Source organism: Stenotrophomonas sp. YIM B06876 (assembly GCF_030711595.1).
Classification (GTDB): Bacteria; Pseudomonadota; Gammaproteobacteria; order Xanthomonadales; family Xanthomonadaceae; genus Stenotrophomonas.
In genome coordinates, this window is sequence record NZ_JAUJUJ010000024.1 from 23,686 (window position 1) to 49,247 (window position 25,562).

24 protein-coding genes and 1 riboswitch are annotated in these 25,562 nt (G+C 64.3%); of the genes, 13 read left to right on the forward strand and 11 right to left on the reverse strand.

Annotated elements, in window-relative coordinates:
• The first annotated feature begins 268 nt into the window (after positions 1 to 268).
• Entirely contained in the window at positions 269 to 733 is a 465-nt protein-coding gene (locus QZH66_RS10540) for a hypothetical protein (RefSeq protein ID WP_305805899.1), read from the forward strand.
• A 227-nt stretch (positions 734 to 960) separates the two neighbouring features.
• The gene (locus QZH66_RS10545; protein WP_305805900.1) at positions 961 to 1,803 is read left to right on the forward strand and encodes an SAM-dependent methyltransferase; all 843 of its coding nucleotides are present in this window, start codon (positions 961 to 963) and stop codon (positions 1,801 to 1,803) included.
• Between the two features lie 18 nt (positions 1,804 to 1,821).
• On the opposite strand, the gene QZH66_RS10550 is transcribed toward QZH66_RS10545, so the two are convergent.
• The 3 genes from QZH66_RS10550 to QZH66_RS10560 all read right to left on the reverse strand — a co-directional run bounded on the left by QZH66_RS10550 (position 1,822) and on the right by QZH66_RS10560 (position 6,207).
• Positions 1,822 to 2,922, reverse strand: a complete 1,101-nt coding sequence (locus QZH66_RS10550; protein WP_305805901.1) for an NAD(P)-dependent alcohol dehydrogenase — start codon at positions 2,920 to 2,922, stop codon at positions 1,822 to 1,824.
• 157 nt (positions 2,923 to 3,079) lie between these two features.
• Positions 3,080 to 3,403, reverse strand: coding sequence for a DUF3817 domain-containing protein (locus tag QZH66_RS10555; protein WP_305805902.1), 324 nt, complete (start codon positions 3,401 to 3,403; stop codon positions 3,080 to 3,082).
• Positions 3,404 to 3,585: 182 nt separating this feature from the next.
• Positions 3,586 to 6,207: an EAL domain-containing protein gene (locus tag QZH66_RS10560; RefSeq protein ID WP_305805903.1), complete on the reverse strand. Its 2,622-nt coding sequence runs from the start codon at positions 6,205 to 6,207 to the stop codon at positions 3,586 to 3,588.
• Positions 6,208 to 6,775: 568 nt separating this feature from the next.
• Here QZH66_RS10560 and QZH66_RS10565 point away from each other — a divergent pair.
• The 4 genes from QZH66_RS10565 to pnuC all read left to right on the forward strand — a co-directional run bounded on the left by QZH66_RS10565 (position 6,776) and on the right by pnuC (position 11,546).
• Positions 6,776 to 7,108 (forward strand): glycine zipper 2TM domain-containing protein, encoded by a 333-nt coding sequence (locus QZH66_RS10565; protein WP_305805904.1) that lies wholly within the window; start codon positions 6,776 to 6,778, stop codon positions 7,106 to 7,108.
• Positions 7,109 to 7,441: 333 nt separating this feature from the next.
• Positions 7,442 to 8,578, forward strand: coding sequence for a phosphotransferase (locus QZH66_RS10570; RefSeq protein ID WP_305805905.1), 1,137 nt, complete (start codon positions 7,442 to 7,444; stop codon positions 8,576 to 8,578).
• A 40-nt stretch (positions 8,579 to 8,618) separates the two neighbouring features.
• Positions 8,619 to 8,714: riboswitch (TPP riboswitch) on the forward strand.
• A gap of 70 nt (positions 8,715 to 8,784) precedes the next feature.
• A complete protein-coding gene (locus QZH66_RS10575) occupies positions 8,785 to 10,959 on the forward strand; it encodes a TonB-dependent siderophore receptor (RefSeq protein WP_305805922.1) in 2,175 nt (724 codons plus the stop codon).
• Positions 10,956 to 11,546 (forward strand): nicotinamide riboside transporter PnuC, encoded by a 591-nt coding sequence (gene pnuC, locus QZH66_RS10580; protein WP_305805906.1) that lies wholly within the window; start codon positions 10,956 to 10,958, stop codon positions 11,544 to 11,546. The genes QZH66_RS10575 and pnuC overlap by 4 nt, the downstream gene beginning before the upstream one ends.
• A gap of 118 nt (positions 11,547 to 11,664) precedes the next feature.
• On the opposite strand, the gene QZH66_RS10585 is transcribed toward pnuC, so the two are convergent.
• A complete protein-coding gene (locus tag QZH66_RS10585; protein WP_305805907.1) occupies positions 11,665 to 12,999 on the reverse strand; it encodes a divalent metal cation transporter in 1,335 nt (444 codons plus the stop codon).
• 340 nt (positions 13,000 to 13,339) lie between these two features.
• Positions 13,340 to 14,836: a glycosyltransferase family 39 protein gene (locus tag QZH66_RS10590; RefSeq protein ID WP_305805908.1), complete on the reverse strand. Its 1,497-nt coding sequence runs from the start codon at positions 14,834 to 14,836 to the stop codon at positions 13,340 to 13,342.
• Positions 14,837 to 15,801: 965 nt separating this feature from the next.
• On the opposite strand from QZH66_RS10590, the gene QZH66_RS10595 reads away from it, so the two are divergent.
• Positions 15,802 to 15,954, forward strand: coding sequence for a hypothetical protein (locus tag QZH66_RS10595; protein WP_305805909.1), 153 nt, complete (start codon positions 15,802 to 15,804; stop codon positions 15,952 to 15,954).
• A gap of 219 nt (positions 15,955 to 16,173) precedes the next feature.
• Positions 16,174 to 16,533 carry a transposase gene (locus QZH66_RS10600; RefSeq protein ID WP_305805910.1) on the forward strand — a complete coding sequence of 120 codons (360 nt, stop codon included), beginning with the start codon at positions 16,174 to 16,176 and terminating at the stop codon, positions 16,531 to 16,533.
• Positions 16,534 to 16,663: 130 nt separating this feature from the next.
• On the opposite strand, the gene QZH66_RS10605 is transcribed toward QZH66_RS10600, so the two are convergent.
• Positions 16,664 to 16,795, reverse strand: coding sequence for a hypothetical protein (locus QZH66_RS10605; RefSeq protein ID WP_305805911.1), 132 nt, complete (start codon positions 16,793 to 16,795; stop codon positions 16,664 to 16,666).
• A 653-nt stretch (positions 16,796 to 17,448) separates the two neighbouring features.
• On the opposite strand from QZH66_RS10605, the gene QZH66_RS10610 reads away from it, so the two are divergent.
• On the forward strand, positions 17,449 to 17,979 hold the full coding sequence (locus tag QZH66_RS10610; protein ID WP_305805912.1) for a lysozyme inhibitor LprI family protein: 531 nt from the start codon (positions 17,449 to 17,451) through the stop codon (positions 17,977 to 17,979).
• A 108-nt stretch (positions 17,980 to 18,087) separates the two neighbouring features.
• Here the strand turns inward: QZH66_RS10610 and QZH66_RS10615 are convergent, their stop codons facing one another.
• The 5 genes from QZH66_RS10615 to QZH66_RS10635 form a co-directional block, all read right to left on the reverse strand.
• Positions 18,088 to 19,794 carry an XVIPCD domain-containing protein gene (locus QZH66_RS10615; RefSeq protein WP_305805913.1) on the reverse strand — a complete coding sequence of 569 codons (1,707 nt, stop codon included), beginning with the start codon at positions 19,792 to 19,794 and terminating at the stop codon, positions 18,088 to 18,090.
• Between the two features lie 14 nt (positions 19,795 to 19,808).
• Positions 19,809 to 20,579, reverse strand: a complete 771-nt coding sequence (locus QZH66_RS10620; protein WP_305805914.1) for a hypothetical protein — start codon at positions 20,577 to 20,579, stop codon at positions 19,809 to 19,811.
• A gap of 182 nt (positions 20,580 to 20,761) precedes the next feature.
• On the reverse strand, positions 20,762 to 21,214 hold the full coding sequence (locus QZH66_RS10625; protein WP_305805915.1) for a hypothetical protein: 453 nt from the start codon (positions 21,212 to 21,214) through the stop codon (positions 20,762 to 20,764).
• 493 nt (positions 21,215 to 21,707) lie between these two features.
• Entirely contained in the window at positions 21,708 to 22,181 is a 474-nt protein-coding gene (locus QZH66_RS10630) for a hypothetical protein (protein WP_305805916.1), read from the reverse strand.
• Positions 22,178 to 22,450 (reverse strand): hypothetical protein, encoded by a 273-nt coding sequence (locus QZH66_RS10635; RefSeq protein WP_305805917.1) that lies wholly within the window; start codon positions 22,448 to 22,450, stop codon positions 22,178 to 22,180. The genes QZH66_RS10630 and QZH66_RS10635 overlap by 4 nt, the downstream gene beginning before the upstream one ends.
• A gap of 112 nt (positions 22,451 to 22,562) precedes the next feature.
• Here QZH66_RS10635 and QZH66_RS10640 point away from each other — a divergent pair, with 112 nt between their 5' ends.
• The 4 genes from QZH66_RS10640 to QZH66_RS10655 all read left to right on the forward strand — a co-directional run bounded on the left by QZH66_RS10640 (position 22,563) and on the right by QZH66_RS10655 (position 25,369).
• On the forward strand, positions 22,563 to 22,739 hold the full coding sequence (locus tag QZH66_RS10640; protein WP_305805918.1) for a hypothetical protein: 177 nt from the start codon (positions 22,563 to 22,565) through the stop codon (positions 22,737 to 22,739).
• Positions 22,732 to 23,349 carry a transposase gene (locus QZH66_RS10645; RefSeq protein WP_305805919.1) on the forward strand — a complete coding sequence of 206 codons (618 nt, stop codon included), beginning with the start codon at positions 22,732 to 22,734 and terminating at the stop codon, positions 23,347 to 23,349. Before QZH66_RS10640 ends, QZH66_RS10645 begins: the two co-directional genes overlap by 8 nt.
• Before the next feature lie 295 nt (positions 23,350 to 23,644).
• The gene (locus QZH66_RS10650; protein ID WP_305805920.1) at positions 23,645 to 24,373 is read left to right on the forward strand and encodes a 2OG-Fe(II) oxygenase; all 729 of its coding nucleotides are present in this window, start codon (positions 23,645 to 23,647) and stop codon (positions 24,371 to 24,373) included.
• A gap of 279 nt (positions 24,374 to 24,652) precedes the next feature.
• Positions 24,653 to 25,369, forward strand: a complete 717-nt coding sequence (locus QZH66_RS10655; RefSeq protein ID WP_305805921.1) for a transposase — start codon at positions 24,653 to 24,655, stop codon at positions 25,367 to 25,369.
• Positions 25,370 to 25,562 lie beyond the last annotated feature (193 nt).

Below are 25,562 nucleotides of genomic sequence, written 5' to 3' on the forward strand. Positions count from 1 at the left end.
CGCACCGCTCCGGCGCCGGTACCGCGTTATGGCCGGTGGGTGCTGTCTGTTCCGGGTGCTGGCAGGTCCTGCCGCCGGCGCCGACCCGGGCCGCGTCTACTGCCGCCACCGCAGCGGACCCGGTATCCCGGATGACCGGCACCGCTCACCGCTTGCCCGTAAACTGGGCCCTCTTGCCGCCGTCATTCGACCGGGCAACGGGAATCTCCCGTTTCCGCCGCCCTTGCACGTCCCGGCCTCAATCCACGCATCGGCAATGGACCGGCACATGATCAAAAGCGACATCACCCCCGTCTTCGAACACACCGCCTTCCACTTCTTCTACGCCTTCGCCCGCTTCGAATTCTGCCTGAAGGAAGCCGGCTACCTGAAGTCGGACAAGCCGGGCAAGAAGGCCGAGCCGAACTGGGACAGGTTCGTGCGCAGCAACCGCAGCCGCTACACCCTGTCCGCCGCCGCACTGGCGCTGCTCAACGCCGCCCCGCAGCAGCAGATCAGCACCGCGCCCGGCAAGCTGGCCTGGCGCGAGATCGAGTTCGATGAAAACGAATACGAGCTGCAGGCGGTGGCGATCCTGTTGCGTACCGCGCGCAACAACGTCTTCCACGGCGGCAGGCACGGTGCCAACGGCTGGGACGATGTGAATCGCACCATGCAGATCCTCACCCATGGCAAGACCGTGCTGGATGAACTGGCAGAATTCGCCAGGTTTGGTGACTACCTCCGCCGCTGAGTCGGCCGGCCACCGCAGCCCCGGCGCGGCGCTACGTGCCCGCCGTGATTGGACGGGCCCCTGATGACATGGCAACGCTGCGCCCGCATCGCGCCGGTGCCCGCCAGACAGCGCGCATGGGCAAACGGCGGCTCTCGCGCTTGGGACAAAGACCATCGACAGCGCCCCGCCGACGGCCGACTCGCCTGCGGTAGCATGGCCGCCCTTGCCCCACCAGCCGTCCGCGCATGTCCCACTACACCGGCCCCCTGCTCACCCGCCCGCTGCTCGACCAGCTGCAGGCCGCGCTGAAGAACGGCCACCGCCAGGCCCGGGCTTCGTTCGACCTGGGCCGCAGCGAGGACAGCGTGATGCTGTCCGCCGACGGCTGGCACTGGCGTGGACAGCCGTTCCCCTGGCCGGCCAGGCTCAAGGACCGCACCATTCATTACTGGGACGGCAGCGGGTTTGCCGCCATCTCGCGCTTCGGCAGCGGCCTGTACAAGCTGGTGCCCACCGACTGGGGCGCACCCACCTTCGAGATCGACGGCATCAAGATGCTGCCCAGCGCGCAGGTGTCGCCGTTCGAGGATGCACGCACCAAGGTGGCGCTGGTGCAGCCGCAGGGCAAGGTGGTGCTCGATACGTGTGGCGGCATGGGCTATTTCGCCGCCTGCTGCCTGGAAGCCGGCGTGGCGCAGATCCTGTCCTTCGAAAAGAGCGCCGAAGTGCTGTGGCTGCGCACGCTCAATCCGTGGTCGCCGGATCCGGAGGCGGCCACCGCCGGCGGCCGTCTGCAGCTCACCCACGCCGACGTCTGCAGTGCCATCACCGCGCTGGCGGACGCCTCGGTGGATGCGATCCTGCACGATCCGCCGCGCTTCGGCATCGCCGGCGAACTGTATTCGCAGGCGTTCTATGACCAGCTGGCGCGGGTGATCCGCCGGGGCGGGCGGATGTTCCATTACACCGGCGCGCCCAACAAGCTGACCAGCGGCCGCGACGTGCCGCGCGAAGTGGCCAAGCGCCTGGAAAAGGCCGGATTCAAGGCGCAACTGGCGCTGGACGGGGTGTTTGCGCTACGCCGCTGAGCGCCCGGCACCGATGCGTCAGCGGCGCGGCTTGAGCGCGACTTTCAGCACCCCGTCGCGCTGGTGCGAGAACAGGTCGTAGGCTGCGACGATGTCATCCAGCGCGTAGTGATGGGTGACCAGCGCGCCGAAGTCGGCGCGACCGGAAGCCACCACATTCATCAGCCGGCGCATGCGCTCCTTGCCGCCCGGGCACAGCGCGGTATTGATCCTGTGGTCGCCCAGGCCCGAGGCGAACGCCGCCAGCGGAATTTTCAGGTCCTCCGAATACACCCCCAGGCTGGACAGCGTGCCACCCGGCTTGAGCACGCGCAGCGCCGATTCGAACGTGCCCTGGGTGCCCAGCGCCTCGATCGCCGCATCCACGCCGCGGCCGCCGGTCAGCTTCATGATCTCGTCCACCACATCGCAGTCGTGGAAGTTCAGCGCCACGTCCGCGCCCATGGTTCTGGCGATGTCGAGCCGGTGCGCGTTGCCGTCGACCACGATGATCGTCGACGCGCCCAACAGCCGCGCCCCGGCAGTGGCGCACAGGCCGATCGGGCCCTGCGCGAACACCGCCACCACGTCGCCGATGCGGATGTTGGCGTTTTCCGCGCCCTTGAACCCGGTGGACATGATGTCCGGGCACATCAGCACCTGTTCGTCGCTCAGCCCGTCGGGCACCGGCGCCAGATTGGCCTGGGCATCGGGGACCAGCACGTATTCGGCCTGGGCGCCGTCGATCATGTTGCCGAAGCGCCAGCCGGCGGTGGCCTTGTAGCCGTGGCCGCCGCAGCAGCCGCTGGCCTGCAGATAGCTGCCATCCTGCGAGGCGACGCCGTCCTGCGCCGCGTAGGAATTGAAGTTCGGGCAGATCGCACCGGCAATCACCCGTTGCCCTTCGCTGTAACCGCTGACCGCGCTGCCGAGCTTCTCGATCACCCCGACCGGCTCATGGCCGATGGTCAGGCCCTTGGCGACCGGGTATTCACCCTTGAGGATGTGGATGTCGGTGCCGCAGATGGTGGTGGTGGTGATGCGGACCAGTGCGTCGTTGGGGCCGACGTCCGGAATCGGTTTGTCGGTCAGTTCGATGCGTCCGGGCGCAACGAAAATGGCGGCTTTCATCAGGCTCATAGTGCGGTCCTCGAAGGAAGGGACCGGCCGCCGCCGGTACTGCCGGATCATACCCCCGCCCTGCCAGGCATCGGTCACGCGCTCCTGCGGTCCATCGCAGTCAACGCGGCGGAACGCGCTGCCAGCAACCCTCGGCGATGCGGTGGGTTCGGCGCGACTACGCGGCGCGCGCCGGGAGCAGGCCACGGCGGCGCGACCACAATTCCAGCGGCACCGTCACCAGCGGCGGCACGGCAGCCAGCAACGCCACCACGGTCGTCCACAGCGGCCAGCGCAGGCGCATCCCTGCCACCAGGCTGACCGCCACATCGAACAGGAATGCGGCCCCGTGCAGGCGACCAAACAGCCAGCCCCCCAGCCCGGTAGTGCCGGTGCCGTATTTCAACAGCATGCCGAACAACAGGCCGGCCCAGGTCAGGCCTTCGATAGACGCAGCGGCAGCAAACAGTTTGCCGGTGGTGGAAAGCGGTTTGGCGGACATCAAAAAAACCATGCACGTGCAAAAAACCCGCCGATTGCAGGCGCGCCGCACGGCAGCCCCTGGATCAGCGCCGCGTTACGCGCTGCGCGGGGCGCGTTTGGCGGAGCCCGGCGGGCCGCGGCGAGCGGTGTCCCGGCTGCACCCGGCAAGGGCGCGCGGCTGTCGTTTTGTCGCGGGTTGATTCAATCGACCCGGACGCCGGCTTTCTCACGCTGGAACAGTACCCGCTCGGGCCGATGCAGCAGGAAGCCCTGGGCGTAATCCACGCCAAGCTCGCGCAGCACCTCCAGCACGCCCTGCTCGTCCACCCATTCGGCGACCACCTGCAGCCTGCGTTCGTGCCCGATCCGGGTGACCGCATCGATGATGATGCGGCTGACCGGCTCGCGCTCCAGGTCGCGCACGAAACTGCCGTCGATCTTGATGGCGTCCACCGGCAGGTTTTTCAGATAGCCGAAGGAGGACATGCCGGCGCCGAAATCGTCCAGCGCGATCCGGCAGCCGGCCGCCCGCAGCCGTTCGATCACCCGGGCCACGCGTTGCAGATCGCGCACCGCCACCGTTTCGGTGATTTCAAAACACAGTCGCTGCGCCGGCACGCCGAATGTGCTGATCGTATCGAGGATGAAATCGGCCAGCCCGTCGTCTTCGAGACTGGCGCCGGACAGGTTGATCGAACAGCTGTGCAGCTGCGCGCCGCACGGATGGATCTGCTGGAAATTGGCCAGCGCGGTGTGGATCACCCAGCGGTCAACCGCCGGCATCAGGCCGTAGCGTTCGCCCGCGCTGAGGAAGGCGCCAGGCATGACCACCCGGCCGGTGTGGTCGCGCATGCGCAGCAGCAGCTCCACGTGCACCGCATCGCCCGCCGTCGGGTCCAGCGCCACCAGCTGCTGGTAATCCAGCAACAGCTGGCCGTGCTCCAGTGCGCCGCGCAGGCGGTTGGCCCATTCCATCTCGCCGATGCGCTGGGTGCTGGCGGCATCCTCGCGATAGGTGCAGACCCGGTTGCGGCCGTTTTCCTTGGCCTGGTAGCAGGCGCTGTCGGCCCAGGCCAGCAGGTCCTTGAGCGTGCTGCCCTCGCCCTCGACCATGACCAGGCCGATGCTGGCGCTGACCGTATAGGTGCGCTCCTGCCAGTGGAAGATATGCCCTTCGATACAGCGGCGGATGCGCTCGGCCAGCGCCTCGGCCCGGGCCAGATCCACCCCGAACGCCAGCACGCCGAATTCGTCGCCGCCGAGGCGCGCGAGGAATTCCGTGTGGCCAAGCTCGGCGCGCATCGCGCGTACCAGCTGCACCAGCAGCTGGTCACCGGCGGCGTGCCCGGACAGATCGTTGATCAGCTTGAACTGGTCCAGGTCGAAGTACAGCAACGCAAACGGTGCCACCGGCGCAGTGCAGCCGTATCCGGCCAGCGCTTCGCGCAGCAGCCGCTCGAATTCGCGACGATTGCGCAGCCCGGTCAGTTCGTCGTGCGTGGCCTGGTAGTGCAGGCGCTCGGTCATCGCCCGCTGCGCACTGGTATCGGTGGCCACCATCAGCAGGTGCGGCAGCCCTTCCACCTCCACCTGCGCCAGCGAAGCGTTGATCCAGAACGCGGCACCCGCGGCCGGGGCCAGCATCGCCTCCTGGCTGCGCCAGCCGCTGCCACTCGCCGCCATGGCCATCGCGCGCTCGCAGGCAAGGCTATCGGCGAACAGCGAGCACAGCGGTGCGCCGACCACCGTGCCCAGCAACTGGCGCGCTGTCTGGTTGGCGTAGGTGATGCGGCTGCCATCCCCGTTGGTCAGCAACACCAGCGCCGGCAGCAACTCGTTGAGGGTACGGAAGCGCGCTTCGCTTTCGCCGAAACGCACGCTCATGCGCCGCCCCAGATCCACTGCGCGGCGCCGGGTGGTCATCTGCGACCACAGCAGCAGCGCCAGCAGGATGCTGATCGTGGTGCCACCGCCCAGGATCGCCCGCAATTGCCCCCATTCGACGATGCCGGTCCGCGGCCATAGCCGCATTTCCCAGCGGCGGCCGCCAAAATCCAGGTGCCGTACCTGCTGCGGTATATCCGCCACCGGTGGCGCGGAAGCGAACACCAGGTCCTGCCCCGCCGGCGCATCCAGATCGCGGATATGCACGTGCATGTAATCCAGCACCCGGCCCTGCAGCGCCTGGGTGATCATCGGCCCCAGCCGCATGCTGACCGCCAGCGCGCCGAGTTCGCGCGCACGGCGTTCAGTCACCGTCACCGGCATCGCGCCGGGAGAATAGACCGGCAGGCGCAACGTGATCCCCAGCGCACTGGCCGGCTGCCCCTTGAACTGCAACAGCGGAAACGGCGCTGACGCGGTGGGCAGATCGCGGTCACGCGCCACCTGCAATGCCCGAAGATTCTCCGGCTGCCGGGTGATGTCGAAACCGAGCAGCACCTGGTTGCCTTCCAGCGGCGCCACGAACTGGTAGCGGTAAGCCACCTGCGCCGGATGGGCCGGGTCGGGCTGGCGGCGCGCGTACCCGGTGAGCACATACCCCCGTGCCAGCTCCTGCGGACGCAGGTTCTGCTGGTACTGGGCAAACTCGTGCTGATCCATCTTGGCGCTGGAGAGAAACACGGTCTGCATCGAGCGCAGCACCATGGCTCCGCCCTTCAACGAATCCTGCATGCGTGACTGCGCCGCATTGGCCAACGAGTGCTGCAGGGATTCGGCACGCTGCTGCTGCTGCCTCCAATCCAAATGCGCCATCGCCGCGGTACTCAGCAGGCCCAGCAGCAGCAATGCCAGGGACCAGAATGCAGGAGTGGACCGCACTGCGTGCGCGCCGCCGCTGCCGATGCCGGTTATCCGTAGCGTCTCCCCTGACCCCTGTGCTGGCATGAATCCGGCTCCCTGACAACAAGGCCAATGATGCTACGCGTCCACCCGCGCCGCGCAGTGAAAGCGCCCGGATCGATGCACGCATCCTTCTGGCCGAGCCAGCTGGGCGGTCGTCCATCAGTAGCTTTATCGGGCGCTGACGGGAATTCTTGACCGCAACGCCGGCAGTGGAATTCCGGTCCGATACGGCGCGCCGGTGGTACGGATGGCCAGCCTCATGGAGCCGTCGCGCTGCGTGCTCGGCGCCTGCCCACGGGCCTGCCGGCGGCGTCACTGGCAGAGCGGTCGGGTGCTTCCACGCGTCGGCGGCATTGCCGGTATCTGCGCTACCGGAGCCGGCGTGGATCTGAAAAATCCTGCGCGGCTGAAGGCCGGAACCGGCGGCTGGATATTTTCTGCAGCGCGATAGACAAAGCTGTTTTCAGCGATGCTTCATGCCACCTGCCGCCAAATGAGTTCGTCCCAGTTGCCCGCCGGCACACCTCTGACAGGAGAACCGAACATGTCCAACATTTCCGCACTCAGCTTCCGTGGCCTGGCCATGGCCCTGGCCCTCACCGCAGGTCTGGCCACCGTCAGCGACGCCAGCGCCATGTCGAAGAAAGACAAGCACACCGTCGTGGGCGCGGTGGTGGGCGGCGTGGCCGGCCACCTGATCTCCAATGGCGATCCGGCGGCGACCATCGGCGGCGCGGTGGCCGGTGGCGCCATCGGCAACCTGACCACCCGGGACAACCACAGCCACCGCTACGATCATCGCCATGACTATCGCCGCGGACATGGCCATCACCACGACCGCCGCGACCGGCAGCGCCGGCACGGGCGCGGCTGGTAAAGACGCCGTCACTGCCGGCCGATCACCGCACCGGCAGCCGGGCCCTGACAGCTCGTCCACAACCACCGGAAGGCCGCGCAACGCGCGGCCTTTTCCATGGGCGATGTTGCTGCGACGGGCCGGGGCTGCCGCGGTGAAGCCCGACCGGGTTGTGCAGGCGGATGGAACCGGAGCGCGGGAGGCTCGCGGGAGCGCCTGCATCGACGCAGGTTGCTTTTCCGCCGAGACGAGCGCGTGTGGGTGCACGGCGCCCTCTTCACAGGCATGGCTCCGCGCCGCGCACGCGCTACCCTGTTTTCCCCGGTTTCACTCCGCATGTCCCCCCGTCAGCCAATGAACACCATCGAGCACCGCGTCCAGGGCCTCAACAACGATGAGGTGGCGGCCGACTGGCCCGCGATCAGCGCGCGCGAGATCGCGTGGCTGCGCGATCGTTTCGCGCAGCTGGAAGGCGACTGCCAGGTGCTGTGGCACAGCCCGCGCCCGATGTCGGCGGCCGCCATCGTCGACAGCCGGCCGCGACAGGTCTTCGTCAAGCGTCATCACCACAGTGTGCGCAGCGCCGCCAGCCTCGGCGAGGAGCATCGCTTCATTGCGCATCTCGCCGCCGCCGGCGTGCCGGTGGTGCAGGTGCTGCAGGATCGCCATGGCCGCACCGCACTTGAACATGGGGACTGGACCTACGAACTGCATCACGTCGGCGACGGACAGGACCTGTACCGCGACGCGCCGTCATGGACCCCGCTGAGCGACATCGACCAGGCCCGCGAGGCCGGCAGGATGCTCGCCACCCTGCATCTGGCCTCGGCCAGCTACCGCGCCCGCCAACGCAGCACGCATCTGCTGGTGGCGCGTGACGACCTGATCCGCGCCGCCGATCCGATCGCGATGCTGGAGCGCACTTTCGGCGCGCGTCCGGCGCTGGCCGACTATCTGGCCCGCAAACCATGGCGGCAGGATCTTGAGCAAACCGTATTGCCTTGGCACGCGGGCCTGGCTGAACGTCTGCAGGCCGAACCATCGCTGTGGGCGCACAACGACTGGCATGCCTCCAACCTGCTCTGGCGCCGCCAGGGCGGCAGCGTGGTGGTGGACACCGTATTCGACTTCGGCCTGGCCTCGCCCACCAGCGCCCTGTTTGACCTGGCCACCGCAATCGAGCGCAACGCGGTGGCGTGGCTGCAACTGGAACGCGGCGCGCGGGCGGTGCAGGGCGATACCGCGCTCGCCCTGCTCGACGGCTACCGCCACGTGCGTCCACTGACCGCCGCGCAGGTGCAGTTGCTGGCCGACCTGCTGCCTGTGGTGCATCTGGATTTCGCGCTGTCGGAAGTGGAGTACTTCCACGGCGCGACCCGCTCGGACGCGAATGCGGACATGGCCTATCACGACTTCCTGCTGGGCCATGCGCAGTGGTTCCACACCAGCGCCGGGCAGGCGCTGCTGGCTGCGCTGCGCGCCGCTGGCTGAACGGACGCGGGCAAATCGCGACCCGTTGTGGTGAAATAGCCCACTGAAGCGGGGGTGCCTGGTTTGACCAGGCTGAGAGAGTCCCTTGGAACCTGATCCGGTTTGCACCGGCGTAGGGAGCTTTGAGCAGCACACAAACCCCCGTCATGGTGTGGTGCGCGTGCGCGCCTTCGCTTCGTCTCCTTATCCTGCTGATGACGAATCGAATGAACCGCTACTACCGAATCCCGCTGTTGACTGCCGCCCTGGGCGCAGCCCTGCCGCTGTATGCCAGTGAAGCGGACGCTGAAGCCTCCGACCGTTCCCCGACCGAGCTGGCGGCCGTGCGCGTGCAGGCCAGACACGCCGCCGCAGCGCAGACCACCCAGTCCAGCAGCTTCGGGGCCGGTGACTGGAAAAGCACCCCCGCCTCGGTCAGCGTCCTGGACCGCGCCCTGCTCGACAGCCGCCACGTGCGCACGCTGTCCGAGCTGGCCAACAACGATGCGTCGCTCGGCGACAGCTACGCGCCGGTCGGCTACTACCAGAACATCGCCATCCGCGGTTTCGCGCTGGATACCGGCACCGGTTACCGCTTCAACGGCCTGTCCATCGCCGGCGAGCAGCGCCTGGCGCTGGAGCACGTGCAGCAGGTGGAAATCCTCAAGGGCGAAGCCGGGCTGGCGGCCGGGGTGATGGCACCCGGCGGCATCGTCAACTACGTGGGCAAGCGCCCGGCTGAAGTGCGCAACCTCACCCTGGGCACCGACTCGGAAGGCTCGCGCTACGCCGCCATCGACGCCGGGCACTGGCTGACGCCGCGCTTCGGGGTGCGCTTCAACGCCGCCTGGGACGACAGCAGCTCGTATATCGAGCACGCCGATGGCCGCCGCAATTTCTATTCGCTGGCCACCGACTGGCTGATCAGCGAGCGCAGCAAGCTTGAAGTGGATGCCAACTACCAGACCAGCGCGCAGCGTTCGGCTTCGGGCTACCAGCTGCTCGGCGGCGTTGCCCTGCCGCACGGTGTGGACCGCAAACGCATGCTCGGCTACCAGGCCTGGCAGCAGCCGGTGGGCATCGACAGCACCAACCTCAGCGCCCTGCACACCTACGACTTCAACGCCAACTGGCAGTCGCGCGTATCGGCCAGCCACAGCCGCTCGGTGATCGATGACAACGTCGCTTTCGCCTACGGTTGCTACTACGCCGTGCAATGCGCCGACGGCAGCGTGCCGGGCAACTACTTCGCGCCCAACGGCGACTACGACATCTACGACTACCGCAGCCCGGACGACACCCGTCGCAACCGGGAACTGCGCGCCGAATTGCGTGGCAATTTCGTTACCGGCAACATCGGCCACCAGCTCACGCTCGGGGCGGATGGCTTCGATCGCACCGTGGACAAGCGCCGCAACGTCAACGAGTACGTCGGCACGGCGAACATCCACGATGCACAGGTGCCGCAGTTCGCGCCCTCCCCGAAGATGCCCGGCGACCCGGTGCGGCGCCTGGACAGCCGGCAGACGGCCGTGTTCGTACTGGACCGTCTGAGCTTCGGCGACGACTGGCAATGGCTGGCCGGCGGCCGCTTCGTGCGCCTGGACGAACGCACCTACAGCAAGCGCGGCGTGCCCGAGCGTGCGGACCGGCTGTCGCGCTTCCTGCCGCAGACCGCGCTGATCTGGAAAGCGAATGCGGCGATCAACGTGTACGCCAGCTACGTGGCCGGCCTCTCGCTCGGCCAGGAAGCACCGTTCTGGACCTCCAACGACGGCGCCTTCCTGCCCTCGGTGGTCTCGCGCCAGGTCGAGGCAGGCATCAAGTACGCCTCGTCGGATGCACTGACGCTGGGCGCCGCGCTGTTCCGCACCACCCAGCCGTTCCAGTACGCCAGGCCCGACGGCAGCGACGCGGGCTACACGTTCGTCGAAGAAGGCCAGCAGGCCCACACCGGCCTGGAGCTGACCGCCAACGGACGCGTCACCGAGAACCTGCAGCTGACCGCCAGCGCGAGCGTATTGCAGGCGCGGGCGCGCGACACCGGCACACCGGCCTACGAAGGCCACCAGCTGATCAACGTGCCAAAGACACGCGCGAGCCTGCATGCGGATTACCAGCTGCCGTTCGTGCCCGGCCTGGCCGTCGCCGGTGGCTGGCGCTATGCCTCCGCGAATGTGGCCACCGCCGATGGCCGCGTGCGCGCGCCCGGCTACAGCGTTGTGGATGCGGGCCTGCGCTTCCAGCACCAGCTGCGCGAACATCCGGTGCGCTGGAACCTGTCGGTGGACAACGTCTTCAACCGCTTCTACTGGCGCGATACCGGCAGCAGCTCCGGTGACTACTACCTGTTCCCAGGTGCCCCGCGCCAGGCCCGCCTGTCGGTCACCATCGGGCTATGAACGCCGCGATCCTGGAGTGGTCGGCCGTCGCCTTCAGCGTCCTGGGCGTATGGCTGATGGCGCAACGGCGGATGCTGGCCTGGCCGGTCGGGCTGGTGTCCGTCGCGCTGTACGCGCTGGTGTTCGCCGAGGCCAGACTGTATTCGGACACCCTGCTCCAGGTCGCCTTCGGCGCGTTTCTGCTCTACGGCTGGTTCAACTGGCACCGGCAGACGCAGGCCGACGGGCGCATCGTCATCGCTCCGCTGGCACCCCGGCATCGACTGCGCGACCTGGGCCTCGGCGTGGCGTTCGGCATCGCGCTGGGCGCGGCGATGCACACCTTCACCGATGCCGCCCTGCCCTGGCTGGACGCCATGCTTGCCGCGTTGAGCCTGGTCGCGCAGTGGTGGCAGGCACGCCGGCATACCGCCGCGTGGTGGCTGTGGATCGCGGTGGACGTGGTCTATGTCGGCATGTACCTGGTCAAATCGCTCAACCTCACCGCGGGGCTGTACCTGCTGTTTGTCGGGCTGGCGGTGATGGGGTTGCGGGCGTGGACGGCCGCGGGCAAGACCGGGGGCCACGTGGGCAGACCGGCGATGTAGAAGAGACGGGGCAATTCACTCTGGCCTCTATCTTCCTATTTTGAAGGCTGGGTTGGTAAGGCCAACCCAGCCTATGTTCCTGCACTGCGCCGTCGAATTTTTCCGCGCGGGCTGCATCTCAAAGCACGAACATGGCAATCGCGGCGACTGCCATCACCGCCGTGGCGAGCCAGCCGACAAGCTTGAGCCGGAAGGGAGCGGAAAACGCGCCAAGGTACTTTTTGCTGGAGACGACGATCATCGTCGCGACCATCAGTGGAACCGCAATCACACCGTTCAGCACTGCACTCCAGAACAGCATCCTGATCGGGTCGATCGGCAGGAACAGCATCAGCAGGCCCAGCGTGAAACCCAGCGTGATGACCCCATAGAACGCCTTGGCGTTGCGTGGCTTCTGCTCCAGGCCGGCACGCCAGCCACGCAGCTCGCCCACGGCATAGGCCGTTGAGCCGGCAAGCACCGGAAGCGCCAGCATTCCAGTGCCGATGATGCCCAGACTGAACAACAGGAAGGCGAACTCGCCAGCGATGGGACGCAGGGCTTTTGCCGCGTCCGCGGAGGTGGTGATATCGGTGATGCCCGCCGTATGCAGGGTCACCGCGGCAGTGAGGATTATGAAGAACGAAATGACGTTGGAAAATGCCATCCCCGCGTAAGTATCAAGACCGATCCGGTTGAGCTCTTCCGGGGCATCGGACGGATTGTCTAGCAGCGAACCTTTGCCCTCGCCCTGGCTGGCGTCCTCCACTTCCTCGGCGCTCTGCCAGAAGAACAGGTAGGGACTTATCGTCGTCCCGAACACCGCCACAATGACCGTGAATGCATCCTGCGACCATGCCAGCTGTGGCCAGAACATGCGGCTGGCCACCGCGACCCAATCGATGTGCACGGTGAACAGAACGCAGGCGTAGGCGAACAATGACAACGTCAGCCATTTCAGGAAGTGCACATAGAGATGGTAGGGGACGAAGATCTGCAGCAGCAGCGAGCCGACCGCGAACAGGATGGTGAACAGCGTCTGGCCCCAGCCCAGCACCAGTTGCATCGCCGCTCCCATCGCCGCAAGGTCGGCCCCGATGTTCACCGTATTGGCGACAAACAGCAGGAAGACGATCGCGCCCACCAGCCACCCGGGCATCACGTGTGACATGTTGACCGCGAGGCCTTCGCCGGTGACGCGGCCGATCCGGGCGCAGATGGACTGGATCGCCGCCATCAACGGATAGGTGAACAGCATCGTCCACAGCATGTTGAGGCCGAACTGGGCACCGGCCTGCGAGTAGGTCGCGATGCCACTGGGGTCGTCATCGGCGGCGCCGGTGATCAGTCCGGGACCCAGGCGTCGAAGCCAGGCGAAGCGGCGTGGTTTTCCGGTGGATCGGGCCATTGCCCTGCCCCTGACTCGTTCGTCGTGACGACGCCAATCACCGCACTCAACAAGGCGTTGGTCCACCGGAAATATACCGCCGGCTTGAGCGGGTTACGTTAGCCGCTCCTCACAGCGATCGACGCCTCCGGTGGCTTTTCCGAAGTCTTCTTTTGCGACCACGACCCACGGGCGACGCGTCGATACCGGTCCCGCAGCAACCGGGATACGGCCCGGAGTTTCGGCACGCAACGTGGCAGGGCCGCCGCAGCTCGATGGAGCGCAAACGGGGGCAAATTCCAGTGGCTGGACCACGGACCTCCGGTGGCCCGTGCCATGCCGTTCCGCCACCGCGAGCGGGCCGTGGACGGCGCAACGGACATGGCAGCGCCGAGCCGAAACGCACGGAAGCAGGTCCTGGAGAACCTCACTCTGGCCGCGGTTTCCGGGTCCTGAAGATCACCCTTCCGCGATACGGCGGGCCCAGCGCCTCGGCGCGATACCCGTGTTGCAGCACCTGTGCCTGCACCTGTGGCCACAGGGCCTGCTTGCACACCCAGATCGCGCCGGGTTCACCGTCGGTCCCGGCCAGCCCGGTGCCCAGGTCCCCGTCGTAGGTGGGGTTGAAACGGGCCTGGCGCCCGGCCGGGACGGGTTCAAGGCTCACCTTCTCGATCCAGGCATCCAGGTGCAGGCGCAGACCATAACGGACCATGTCGTCGACGAAGATCACCTCGTGCACGGGCGTGGGCACCCGCACCTGGATCGCCCGCGCCCACGCCGAGGCGTCGCTGTGGGTGGGCCAATACCCGGCACCCAGCCTGAGCGCGAGCAGCAGCGCCACCCACAGCGCGAGCCATGGCCAACGCGGCAGCGCCCGGCCTTCCTTGAGGCGCTGGACGGCGACCAGCAGCGCCAGCGGCACGAACAGCGGCAGCAGGTACAGCGGCAGCCGCGAGCGCGACAGGCAGAACACCAGCAACGGCAGCAACACCCAAACGGTGAGGAGCAGTGGCGCGGCCTGTTGGTGACGGGCCGCGGGGTCACGCCAACGCCGCAGGGCTGCCGGCAGGCCCTTGGCCCCGCGCCACAGCGCGCCTGTCCACGGCAGCGTGCCCAACGCCAGGGTCGGCCCGTAGATCGTGGCCCAGCCGTACCACTGCCCATGCCGGTCGAATTTGTTGGTGGCGACCCGGTGCATCACCTCGTCGCCGAGGAAGTACTCGAACAGACCGGGATTGCCCAGCATCACCGCCACATACCAGGGCAGCGCGATCACCGCGAACACCACGATCCCGGTCAGCCGGAGCGCGCGCCGCGGACCAGGCAGCAGCCCGTCGCACACCAGGACCACGAGCAGCGGCAGCAGCTCCGGCGGGCCTTTGGCAAGGAACGCCAGGGCGAACCCGGCCCACATCAGCACGATCCACGCCCCCGGACGGCCGCGATCGCCCCGGCTTTCGACAAACGCCCAGACCGCCACCGTCTCGCAGGCAGCGAGCACGAAGTCGGTGGTCACCACCTGGGCCGCGCAGACCGGCAGCAGCATGGTCGCGAACGCGACCGCAGCGGTGAGCTCACCGCCCGGGGCCAGGCGGCGCGCCAGTCGCCAGGTCAGCCACACGCACAGCAGATACGACAGCGCCATCGGCAGCCGCGCCGCCCATGGGCGCAAACCGAAGGAGCGGATGCTGGCGGCCACCGCCCAATAGGTCAGCGGCGGCTTGGTCCAGTGGGCCACATCCTGGTTGCGCCGGGGGGTCAGCCAGTCTCCGCTCTCGACCATGTTGATCGCGACGTTGGTGTAGCGGCCTTCGTCCGGCTCCCAGATGCCGCGGCTGCCGAGGAACGGGAAAGCCAGCACGAGGGCCAGCAGGGCCACCCGGAGTCCGGTGTGGTTGGCGGCGCCGGTCCCGGCGTTCATGCCACATCCTCGGGACAGATTTCGGAATGGCGCCTAGATTGCCGGAGCGCCATGGGGAAAAAGTTCTTCACGGATTACCGGGAAGGTCGGCTGGAAATAGTCGCTGTCACGGTGGCAGAACCGCGGTCTGGTGGAAAAAGGAAAGCACCGGATCAAATTCGACCCCGTGTCGCGGAGTTTCCCCACCGTCGGCTGCTGCGCCGAAATCGAGGATTTTGAACAATCCGGCTCCATCGACCGCGCGGAACCGACCAGGCAAATGCACCTGGCCGCGATGGTCCCGCCACCCTCGAGGCACCCCCTTGAAGCCGACACGTGAACCCGACCCGGTGCTTGAGCCGAACGCCCGCACGGGATGCGCCGCTGCTTTCCCAAGGCGCTCATCCCCCACTTGATGCAGCTGGCCCTACCGCGGGGTCGATCACCGCAGGTGGCTGTTTGCCGGGTCTGATCGGCTCGACGGTGTCCGGGTGCTGTTCCGGCGTGACTGCGGGTATCGGCAGGGTCCGCGTTGACTTGCAGGTCTGGTATGCGTCCTTGCATTTCTGCATTGCCGGTGTTCCGGGACTCACGTACCTAGTGCACTCGTTGTACTTCTTCTGGCAGCAGCCGTAGATGCTCCCGGGGGCCGCGGCACAGTGCTGTTTCCACCCGTCACCCAAGGTGTCCTTGGGCTTCTGTTGCGCCTGGCCGCTCGCGGCACCGAGCAACAGGGTGATGCCAAACCCCAGTCGCAGCGCATGTCTGGTCAAAAGCACGGGGTTGCCTCCACACGTCGTCCCACTGGACAACGGTGTACCGGCTACCGACCGGACATCGAATGACGGGGGAGCTTACGACCGCCAAGCCTGACCCTTCCCCACGACCAAGACAGCCAATACCGCAGCCTCCATTACAGGGCAAAAACGGCGAAAGCGAAAATAAGTCTGAGCATGAGTCGGCCCCGCATGCCCTATGACACCGCCATGATCGAAAGTTTCTTTGCGAACCTGAAGCTGAAGATCAATGACGGCCGCCCGTTCTTGATTCGGGCAGCGCGAAGACTGCATTCCGGGCTGGGTTACATCACGCCCTTACAAGCCGAACAGCAATATCAACAGATCAGGACTGTCCCTTGACTACCCTGTCCACCAAACACGGGCCACTTCACTCTGACCCCTGTTTTTCACTTAATTGTCTCTGACCCCTGTTTTCTCACAGAAAAATTTGGGGTCAAAATTTGGGGTCAGCAAAATTTGGGGTCAGAGTCGAATTCCGATACCGCAAGAGTAGGCTTTCCGATACCCAGCACCGCACCGCCGCCATAGCGTTGAGATGACGCTCAACGGAGGAAGGAAATGGCAAGGAAGCCAAGGATCGACCTGGCCGGCATCGCCCAGCATGTGATCCAGCGCGGCAACGATCGCCAGCCCTGTTTCTTCCGCGACATCGATCAGCAGCGCTACCTGCAGGACCTGCGCGAAATCACGCTGGCGCGGGGCTGTCACGTACATGCCTACGTGCTGATGACCAACCATGTGCACCTGCTGATGACGCCCACCAGCGTTGGCGCAATCAGTGGAGTGATGGGCCGGCGCTATGTGCGCTACATCAATGACGCTTACGGCCGCACCGGCACCTGTGGGAAGGGCGCTACAAATCCCATCTGGTCGCCAGTGACGAGCACCTGCTGCGCTGCCATCGCTACATCGAACTGAACCCGGTCCGCGCCGGCATGGTCGCCAGCGCAGACCAGTACCGCTGGTCCAGCCATGCAGGCAACGCGAGCGGCTCGCCCGAGCCGCTGCTGCACCGCCCGACTGCTTTCTGCGCCTGGGCGCCACTGTTTCAGAGCGACAGCGGGCGTATCGCGAGCTGGTGCAACAGGCCAGCGTCGAAGACGCCTCCCACTTCAGTCATCACCTGCACCATCAGCACCCCATGGGCAATGACCGCTTCCGTGCCGCCATCGAAACCCAACTGGGTCGCACCGTCACCCTGCAAAAAGCAGGAAGGCTAAAAAAGCGGAGCCAAGGAAGCTCAGAGCCGGAGGATCCGGATACGGCCCTGAATTAATTCACTCTGACCCCTGTTTTCCTCCAACCTGGGGCAAAGACCGCAGTCGCGCCTGCAACCGCACCCGTGTTGGTTGGCGCTTGGCACTGACGCCGACAAACGGGCCGCCGCGTACCGCCTCCTGCTCGATGAAGCCCTCGACGAAACCACGCTTACCGAAATCCGCGACTACCTCCGGCAACAACGCGCACTGGGCACGACGCCTCTCGCGCGATGGTCGCGGTAAAAACCCAGCGCTTCGCCGGCACCTGGCCCGCCCATCGACCACGCAAACAAAAAGGCCAGGCCACTTAAGTGAACCTGACTCCGTTTTTGCTCCGTTTTTGGAACTCCGTTTTTGCGACGCTTAAGGCGGCATCGTCTCCCTGTGGCAAGGGCGATACAGATTCCATCTGGTCGTAAGGGACGAAAAATCCAGAGCTGGCAGAAACTCGACCTGCGCGGCGGGCGCTCCACCCTGGCCAGCTTCTTGGGCTGGAGTAAAAGTGGGACTAACGCCCAGCTTTCTTATGCGTCTTGCTATAAAAAGACACGAATCGATTCGTGGAGAAGGATCTATGAAGCAGACGGGAATCTGGACGATGCGCGGCGGCCTACTGCTGGCGTGCGCGCTGGGATTGGCAGCGCCAGCCAGCTATGCCGCCAAACGGGCCAACCCCAAAGCGGCTCTCACCGCCGATTGCATGACCCTGCATGATGTCGCTGCAAAGGAAGCCTGCATGGCCACTTCGGGCGACTTCAAGGACTGCCCCAACACCGATCTGCGTTGCGCCCCCTATCGTCGTATGCACGCACTGGACACGCAGTTGCTTCAGGCCAGTGCACAATTGGTACAGGACAGCCGTAAGGCCTATGCATCTCTGACCGCCAACGACCCTGCCTATCTGGACGACCTTGATGCCGGAATGCGCCGTGCCGACCTGGCGTGGCGCGCCTCGCGCGACGCCGACTGCGCGGTCGAGCCGATGGTGCAGGGCATGTCGCGTGTCGAAGTTACTGACCTTATCGAAGCCTGCCGTGTCGACCGCACCCAAGAGCGCCTCGGGCAGCTTGATGAGTGGCGCGCCGCGCTGATCATAGAGAAGTGACGTGAACGCCGCTTCCCGACGCCTGCCCCCCCAAAAAAAACAAAAGCTAGCAAAGCTCGCTCTGATCCCTGTTCTTTTTCAAAATACTTCTTCAAGGTCTATCTGTACTTAGACCACTCGGGGGTGTTGGCTGGAATGTTGGCTGGAAACAGTGCTCTGTCGAGCCAGTTCCTCCGCTTGGGTTTGGGCATTTGCCTGTTGGCGCTCTTCACCCATCGATTGAATCCGAGCGAGTGAATCCTCGGTCGGCGTTGCGATCGCTTGTGAAGTCGACATGTGCGCCCTGACATGTGCAGGATCAGCCAGATCTCCCTGAACGACGAAAACCCTCTCACCTGCTCTTGCCTGAGGTGCCTGCACGCTCAGAACCACATGATCGATACGCTCCATGCCCGTCTCTCTGGCCAAGCAAGCAGAACTCGCGGCAAGACGCTGACTGTTCTCATCGAACCGTCGGCCAAGTCCCGCCTCAAGCCGTTGAACCGCCTGATTGGCCTGATCCAGCAGCGGGTCGATAACTGCCGCACGCCTCATAGCAGGCGTTTCAGCAGGCGGATGTGGCGCGACTGCTCCCTGCCGCCGCTCCTGCTGTGTCGGATCAACATGTAGCAATCGTTCAACGGGGCCGTTACGCCTGGAGCGGTCAAGATCAACCGTCCCATCCGTGTTTCGCTGACGATGCAATTCCGAACGCGGAGCATCGGACCAGCGGCCGTTGATGAGGGCATGACCCTCACCATCCCTATTCCAGATGACCAAGTCGTCCCCGGACGAATACAGCCCGGCAGTTGCCGCCGCCCGGCCTTCCGGTTGTGGTCTTCCCCATGCGTGGGATCGCCCATCTTCGAGCGCATCCAAGTAGGCGGGAGACTCGACGTTCTGCAGGAAGAGTGTCTTGACCACCTCGTAGCGATGCATCGCATCCGGGTTCGCGCGATCGCCTGCCAGTACGGTGGGATTTGCAAGCGGGTTGGCAGAGATCGTGGCAAACACCGCTCTCATCGGGTTGCCTGGGCTCGCGGCACGCAGCCTGTTGAATACCTCGGTTCCCTGCAGTGCATGCTCTACACCGCTTTCAAGATAGTCGGGCTGTTCTACGCCAAGCACGACCCGGTTGGGGAGCATGCCATCAATTCGGGTCTTTACGTCATCCACACTGGTGAGGTCGCCGTTGGAGATCGAGCGAATTACGCCAGGATAGCGGGCTTGACCCGCTTGATTCTCCAGCTTCATCAACATGGTGGCCAGCTTCGCCTGATCATCCAATGTCGACTGTTGGTACAGCTCTGTGCCCCGAAGCTGTTGCATGGCACCACCGTTGTCCGTACGTCCATCGCCTGGGCGAAGCAAACGATCTACCTGAGCGACATCGCGGGCGTGTACGAAGGAAACTCCGTCATCTGACGCGAGAAATTTATTCAGACTGGACCAGACGCTTGCGTCTAATGATCGGCCGTTCTGCGCTCGAATGGCATTACCGTCACGCTGGAGGTCGGAGATGGTTTGCTCACGCTGCCGGGCATCCAGCTCCAGCGAGGGAACTTGCTGAGCGGCCCATCTCTGATACCCATCAGCCAGGTCTGTAGCAACGCGCGGATGCTGACCAAGGTCGGTTTGCAGGGTACCAATCGAGAACCCGCTATTCCCGATTGGCTCCATGACGCCAGCTCGGATATTTCCAGCAAATGAGAGTTGGTAGGCTACGTTGCGGCCAGCGCTGCTCCCTTCGGAGGCGACGCCAATTGAAAAATAGGCCAGCGTTCGGAGTTGGTCGTCACTGAGTTGGGGTTGGCGAACTAAGGTTTGGTTGACCATTTACTTGATTCCTTTCATTGATCGTCGCCTTCGCAGCGGGAAATCAACGCTCGCATGGACGCCATTACGCTGGTGACCTCCTCTGCAGCCACAGCAGACATGCCATCAGTCAGCTCGTCGTCCGTCCTGGAGGCATCGTCCGTGTATGCGGAGAGGGTCGTGAGACAGCTGGCGTTGTCTCCTTTGCGTTGGTAGGCGGCAGCAATTTCCATCCGTAGGCCGGCGGCCACGGAGTACGGCAGGGTTTCCCCGCATACCTTCAGGATGGCCTCATGCGCGGAAATGGTTTTATGGTCATCTTCAGCAGTAGTCCGTTGTTCTGATTGCCGCAGGGTCGCCTGGATGCTGTCTGATGCACAGACCGGTTTGACTGCCAGGTACACGCCTTTGAAGCCACCATTGCTGCCGCAGTAGGCGGTACAGCTATCAGGTGAAGTTGTGCCAACTTCGATTCCGCGTTCAGTCCGGTGCATCGTCAACGTGCATTGGTCTGAATCAGGAAGGGGTTCTACCTCGACCGATCGGAGGTTGCCGCTTGCGGTGCCGGTCATGCTGCATCCATAGCCCGACGTCTCGGTTTCGAGCTGGAAACGGAGGTGGCCATCTCTCCCACCCTCAAACAGTCGGAGTTCTCCCCAACCTCCTTGCGTGATGTAAGTGTCGGCTGGCCGGGCAGTGTGCCCGGGCGCGGGCCTGTCGACCTCCTGGGCAAGGGAGCGCTCCGAAGTGCAACTGGCGAGGATGGCAGCTGCAAGCAAGGCAGATGTGAGATTGAGCAATTCCATGCTGATGTAGTTTCCTGAGAATAGAAAGACGGTAGCAATTTGCAGGTTGAAGATGGGTAATGACCGCTTCCGTGCCGCCATCAAAACCCAACTAGGCCGCATCGTCACCCTGCAAAAAGCAGGAAGGCCAAAAAGTGGAGCCAAGAAAACTAAGAGCCGGAAGATCCGGAGATCGCCCTGAACTAATTGACTGTGAACCCTGTTTTCTCGCCTTCCACAGCACAATCGCTGTCGTCAATCGGGACCGTTTTGTCCACCCCACCAGGATGCAGGGTGACGTAAACGTCGGCTCCGCGGTACCAAACGAGGGTGTCTCCCTTCCTCTCCAGATGGGCGTCTTCGTTGCCGTAACTGGGGCATGTGTGATCGGCATCGTCGGATGACTCGGAGCAGAACCGCACCTGGGCCCGACGGCCCTTGATCGAGCCCTTGAGCAATCCGCTCTCGCCCCTGACACGCGTGCCGTCGCCCCAGATGCCGCTGATCTCAGAGCCCTTCTGCTGCAGCTCAAGGGTGGCGACATGACCGAAACGGCATTCCTGCCGGTAGACCCATTGTCCGCCGAAACTGGTTCCGGCCGTCGCACAAGAGGCGCAAGCCAGCGACAGCAGCGACGCTGAGAATTTCCCTTTCATCAAGACCACTCCATGGGCGGGGCCCCCTTTTATAGCGCATGGAAATCCGGGAAACCGGGATCAAAGTCGAATTCCGACCTCGGTAGCCTCACAGAAAAATTTGGGGTCAGAGTCGAATTCCGCTCGACGAAACCACGCTTACCGAAATCCGCGACTACCTCCGGCAACAACGCGCACTGGGGCACGACGCCTTTCGCACAATGGTCGAAGCAAAAACCCGGCGCTTCGCCGGCACCCGGCCCGCCTATCGACCGCCGAAACCCTCAAACAATGAAGTCAAACCCGATAAGTGAACCTGACCCCGTTATTGGACCCCGTTATTGGACTCCACCATGCAGTGGCTCGTGCAATCGGCGCAGGCCCTGCAACGCATGACCTGGGATGAGGATTACCGGCGCGAGGTCGGGCGGAGGATTTCGTAGCCTTCAACAACAAGCCCCGCTTTTGGCTTGCTTGTCATGCGGGTGGATTAACTGCCTCCGTCCCCTTTAGTTCATTCGAGAGATGCCGCCTTAAAAGGCATCCAATCAGTCTGAGATACAACTTCATCGCCTGAAACCAGCAAAGCTCTGAACAAGTATTCCTCTTCTGGAGTAAGGCAGCGCGTGGCTGTCAGCGCCGTCAGTTGAACGAGCAGGACTACTTCCTCACCAGGCGGCAAAGACAAACGAGACCCAGTGCCTACGTAGTCAAGGTAACTGCACGGCGCGATAACCGCACCGCCAGCACGCGCAACCTCCACCTTGACCGAAGACTCCGCACTCAGACTAAACAAGCGGTCATCAACCACCAGCGCATCTTCAGATCTGTTACTCACAGTAACTATGAACTCTTTTCCTTCGACAATATCGACTTCGACGTGCGAGCCATATTGCTTACAGGAAAGCAGAAATGCGGCACACACCAAGGCCATGAGGAAACACAAGACCGTCGACTGCGAGGCGACCACTTTTTTCACCTTATTCATCTTGAACGCTCCCGATTTTCACGATCTCTTTCAGGCTCCTCCTTACGCCTCGGTTCGTCCGACCCCTCTCTTTCCCTAATGCGCTCCTTGTAGGTATTGATCTGATCCTTGAATCCCTGAACCTCCTCCGGAGTGTTTCCGAATCGATCGGCGTTTTTCAGGTTGTATTCGCAGGCGTCAATCTCATCTTTCCAGTTCTCGCCGTAGCCATTTTTTTCGATGTGCTCGTCATAATGCTTTTCAAACTCGTGGCCCAGAGTAGCAGCCAATAGGTCAATGGGGTCAGGTTCACTTTCCTAGGTCAGGATGCGCCACTGACTGACAGGCTATGGCGGCGCTGAAGGACAGACGGATTGCACGGTCGCTGCCACTGTCGGCGTCATGGCCAGACTATCCCGCATCGACCTGCCCGGCGTCCCGCAGCACATCGTGCAGCGCGGCAACAATCGCCTGCCCTGTTTTCTGGATGACGGTGACCGGCTGCGCTATCTGCACCTGCTCAAAGCGGCGCTGCATACCAGCGGCTGTCAGCTGCACGCCTATTGTGCTGATGGATAACCATGTCCATCTGCTGCTCACGCCGTCCACAGCTGGTGCGGTCGCAAAGATGATGCAGCGGCTTGGGCGGAACTATGTGGCCCTGTTCAATGGCCGCCACGGACGCACCGGCACGCTCTGGGAGGGCCGCTACAAGGCGTGTCTGGTCGACAGCGAAGATTATGTGCTGCGCTGCTACCGCTATATCGAACTGAACCCGGTGCGTGCGCGCATGACGGATGATCCTGCGACCCACCGCTGGTCCAGCTGCGCCGCCAACCTGGGACAAAGGCCGCAGTCGGGCCTGCAACCGCACCCATGCTGGCTGGCGCTTGGCACTGATGCCGAAAAACGGGCCCTCGCGTACCGCATCCTGCTCGACGAAGCCCTCGACGAAACCACGCTTACCGAAATCCGCGACTACCTCCGGCAACAACGCGCACTGGGCACGACGCCTCTCGCGCGATGGTCGCGGCAAAAACCCGGCGCTTCGCGGGCACCTGGCCCGCCCATCGACCGCCGAAACCCTCAAACAATGAAGTCAAACCCGATAAGTGAACCTGACCCCGTTATTGCTGGGTCAGAGTGGATAGCTAGGTCAGCAAGGGCCAAACGGGGCACTCCACTCTGACCCCTGTCTTTCCTTCTCGACATCCGCGAGTCCGGGACGCGCCCCGACTCGCTTCCAGCCCATCAATCGCTCAATGATGCGGGCGATCCTTCCGTNCTGGGTCAGAGTGGATAGCTAGGTCAGCAAGGGCCAAACGGGGCACTCCACTCTGACCCCTGTCTTTCCTTCTCGACATCCGCGAGTCCGGGACGCGCCCCGACTCGCTTCCAGCCCATCAATCGCTCAATGATGCGGGCGATCCTTCCGTGGATCGTTCCATCAGGCTGTTTTCCGACAGCCTGATAGGATGCGCGCCATGGCTACCGTCCAGTCGACCACGCGCTCGCCCGAACGTTCCCTGCGCCTGCTCGATGCGCAGCGTCTCGATCACGCCGACACGCTCGTGCATGAACGCCCGTTCGCGCTCCTGATCGCGCGCGGCCAGTTGCCGGACGAGGCGCGCGATGAGCTCGCGCGTGATTTCCCACGCTATCCGAGCGCCGGCTTCTTCCCGCACGAGGTCGCCGACTGCGGCCCATCGGTCAACCGACTGATCGAAGAGCTCACCTCGCGCGCGTTCGCCGACGCGATCGGCGCAGGCCTGGGCTTGCCGAATCTCGGTGAACACCCGCATCTCGTCACGATCTGCCGCTCATTGAACAAACGCCACGGCACGATCCACACCGACAGCCGCTCGAAGATCGTCACCGCCCTGCTCTACCTCAACGAGGACTGGCCTGCGATCAGCGGCGGCTGCTTGCGCTTTCTCTACCGCATCGACGACATCGACGACCTGGTCGTGCCGGAAGTGCGTCCGCTGTACGGCCACCTGGTCGCGTTTCGCCGTGCCGACAATTCGTTCCACGGTCATCTGCCGCACGAGGGCGAGCGCCGCGTGATCCAGATCGCGTGGCTGACCAGCGAAGAGGAAAAACTGCGCAAGACCCAGCGCGGCAAACTGTCGCGCCTGTTCAAGAAGCTGTTCGGCGGCCTCGACCGCAAGCTCGGCGCCGGCCGCGACCGCAATGCCGCGCATCGCCACTAGCCTCTCTGGCGCTGACGTGGTCAACGCGGGAACCTGAAAACAACCCCATAGCGCTCCACGGATGGGCGTGATCCAAGCACCGACCGAGGGCCTGCCATGAGTCGCCAGATCCCGCTGACCGCCTCGCCCGAAGACTACGTCTGGTCGCAGACGCGCGAAAGCGCGCTCGCCCAGAACCGGGGTCAGAGTCGAATTCCTATGTTGGAGCCACAGCTTTTCCGATATGCAAAAGCCACACCGGCGCCATAGCGTTGAGTAGAAGCTCAACGGAGGAAAGAAATGGCAAGGAAGCCAAGGGCCGACCTGGCCGGTGTCACCCAGCACGTGATCCAGCGCGGCAATGACCGCCAGCCCTGTTTCTTCCGCGATATCGACCACCAGCGTTACCTGCAGGATCTGCGCGAAATCACACTGGCCCGCGACTGCCACGTGCACGCCTATGTGCTGATGACCAATCATGTGCACCTGCTGATGACGCCAACCCGTGTGGGCGCCATCAGTAGCGTGATGCAGGCACTGGGGCGACGTTATGTGCGTTACATCAATGACGCGTATGGCCGCACCGGCACCTTGTGGGAAGGACGCTACAAATCCCACCTGGTCGCCAACGACGAGCACCTGCTGCGCTGCTACCGCTATATCGAACTCAACCCGGTCCGCGCCGGGATGGTCGCCACCGCGGACCAGTACCGCTGGTCCAGCCATGCGGGCAACACCGGCACGTCCCCCGACCCGCTGCTGCATCCCCAGGACTGCTACCAGCGCCTTGGACCCATGCCAGCGGACCGGCAACAGGCCGCCCGCGAACGGCTGCAACAAGCCAGCGCCGAAGACGCCTCCCGCTTCGCCCACCACCTGCACCACCAGCAACCGATGGGCAACGACCGCTTCCGCGCCGCCATCGAAGCCCAGTTAGGGCGCAGTATTACTCCACGAAAAGTGGGAAGACCCAGAAAGCAGTCTCAAGAAAACCCAGCGTCAGAGGACCGCGACTAGGAGCTCATTTAATTGTCTCTGACCCCTGTTTTCCCCCCGCTTCCTGGACGCGATGAAGAACGAACGGACCTGCAAAGGCATCACCCTGCGCTGGGTAGAAGGCTCGCAGAAAGGCACCCGCAAGCTCGGCCCCTGAGTCCGGGGTCATTGGGCCGGCGCTATGTGCGCTACATCAATGACGCTTACGGCCGCA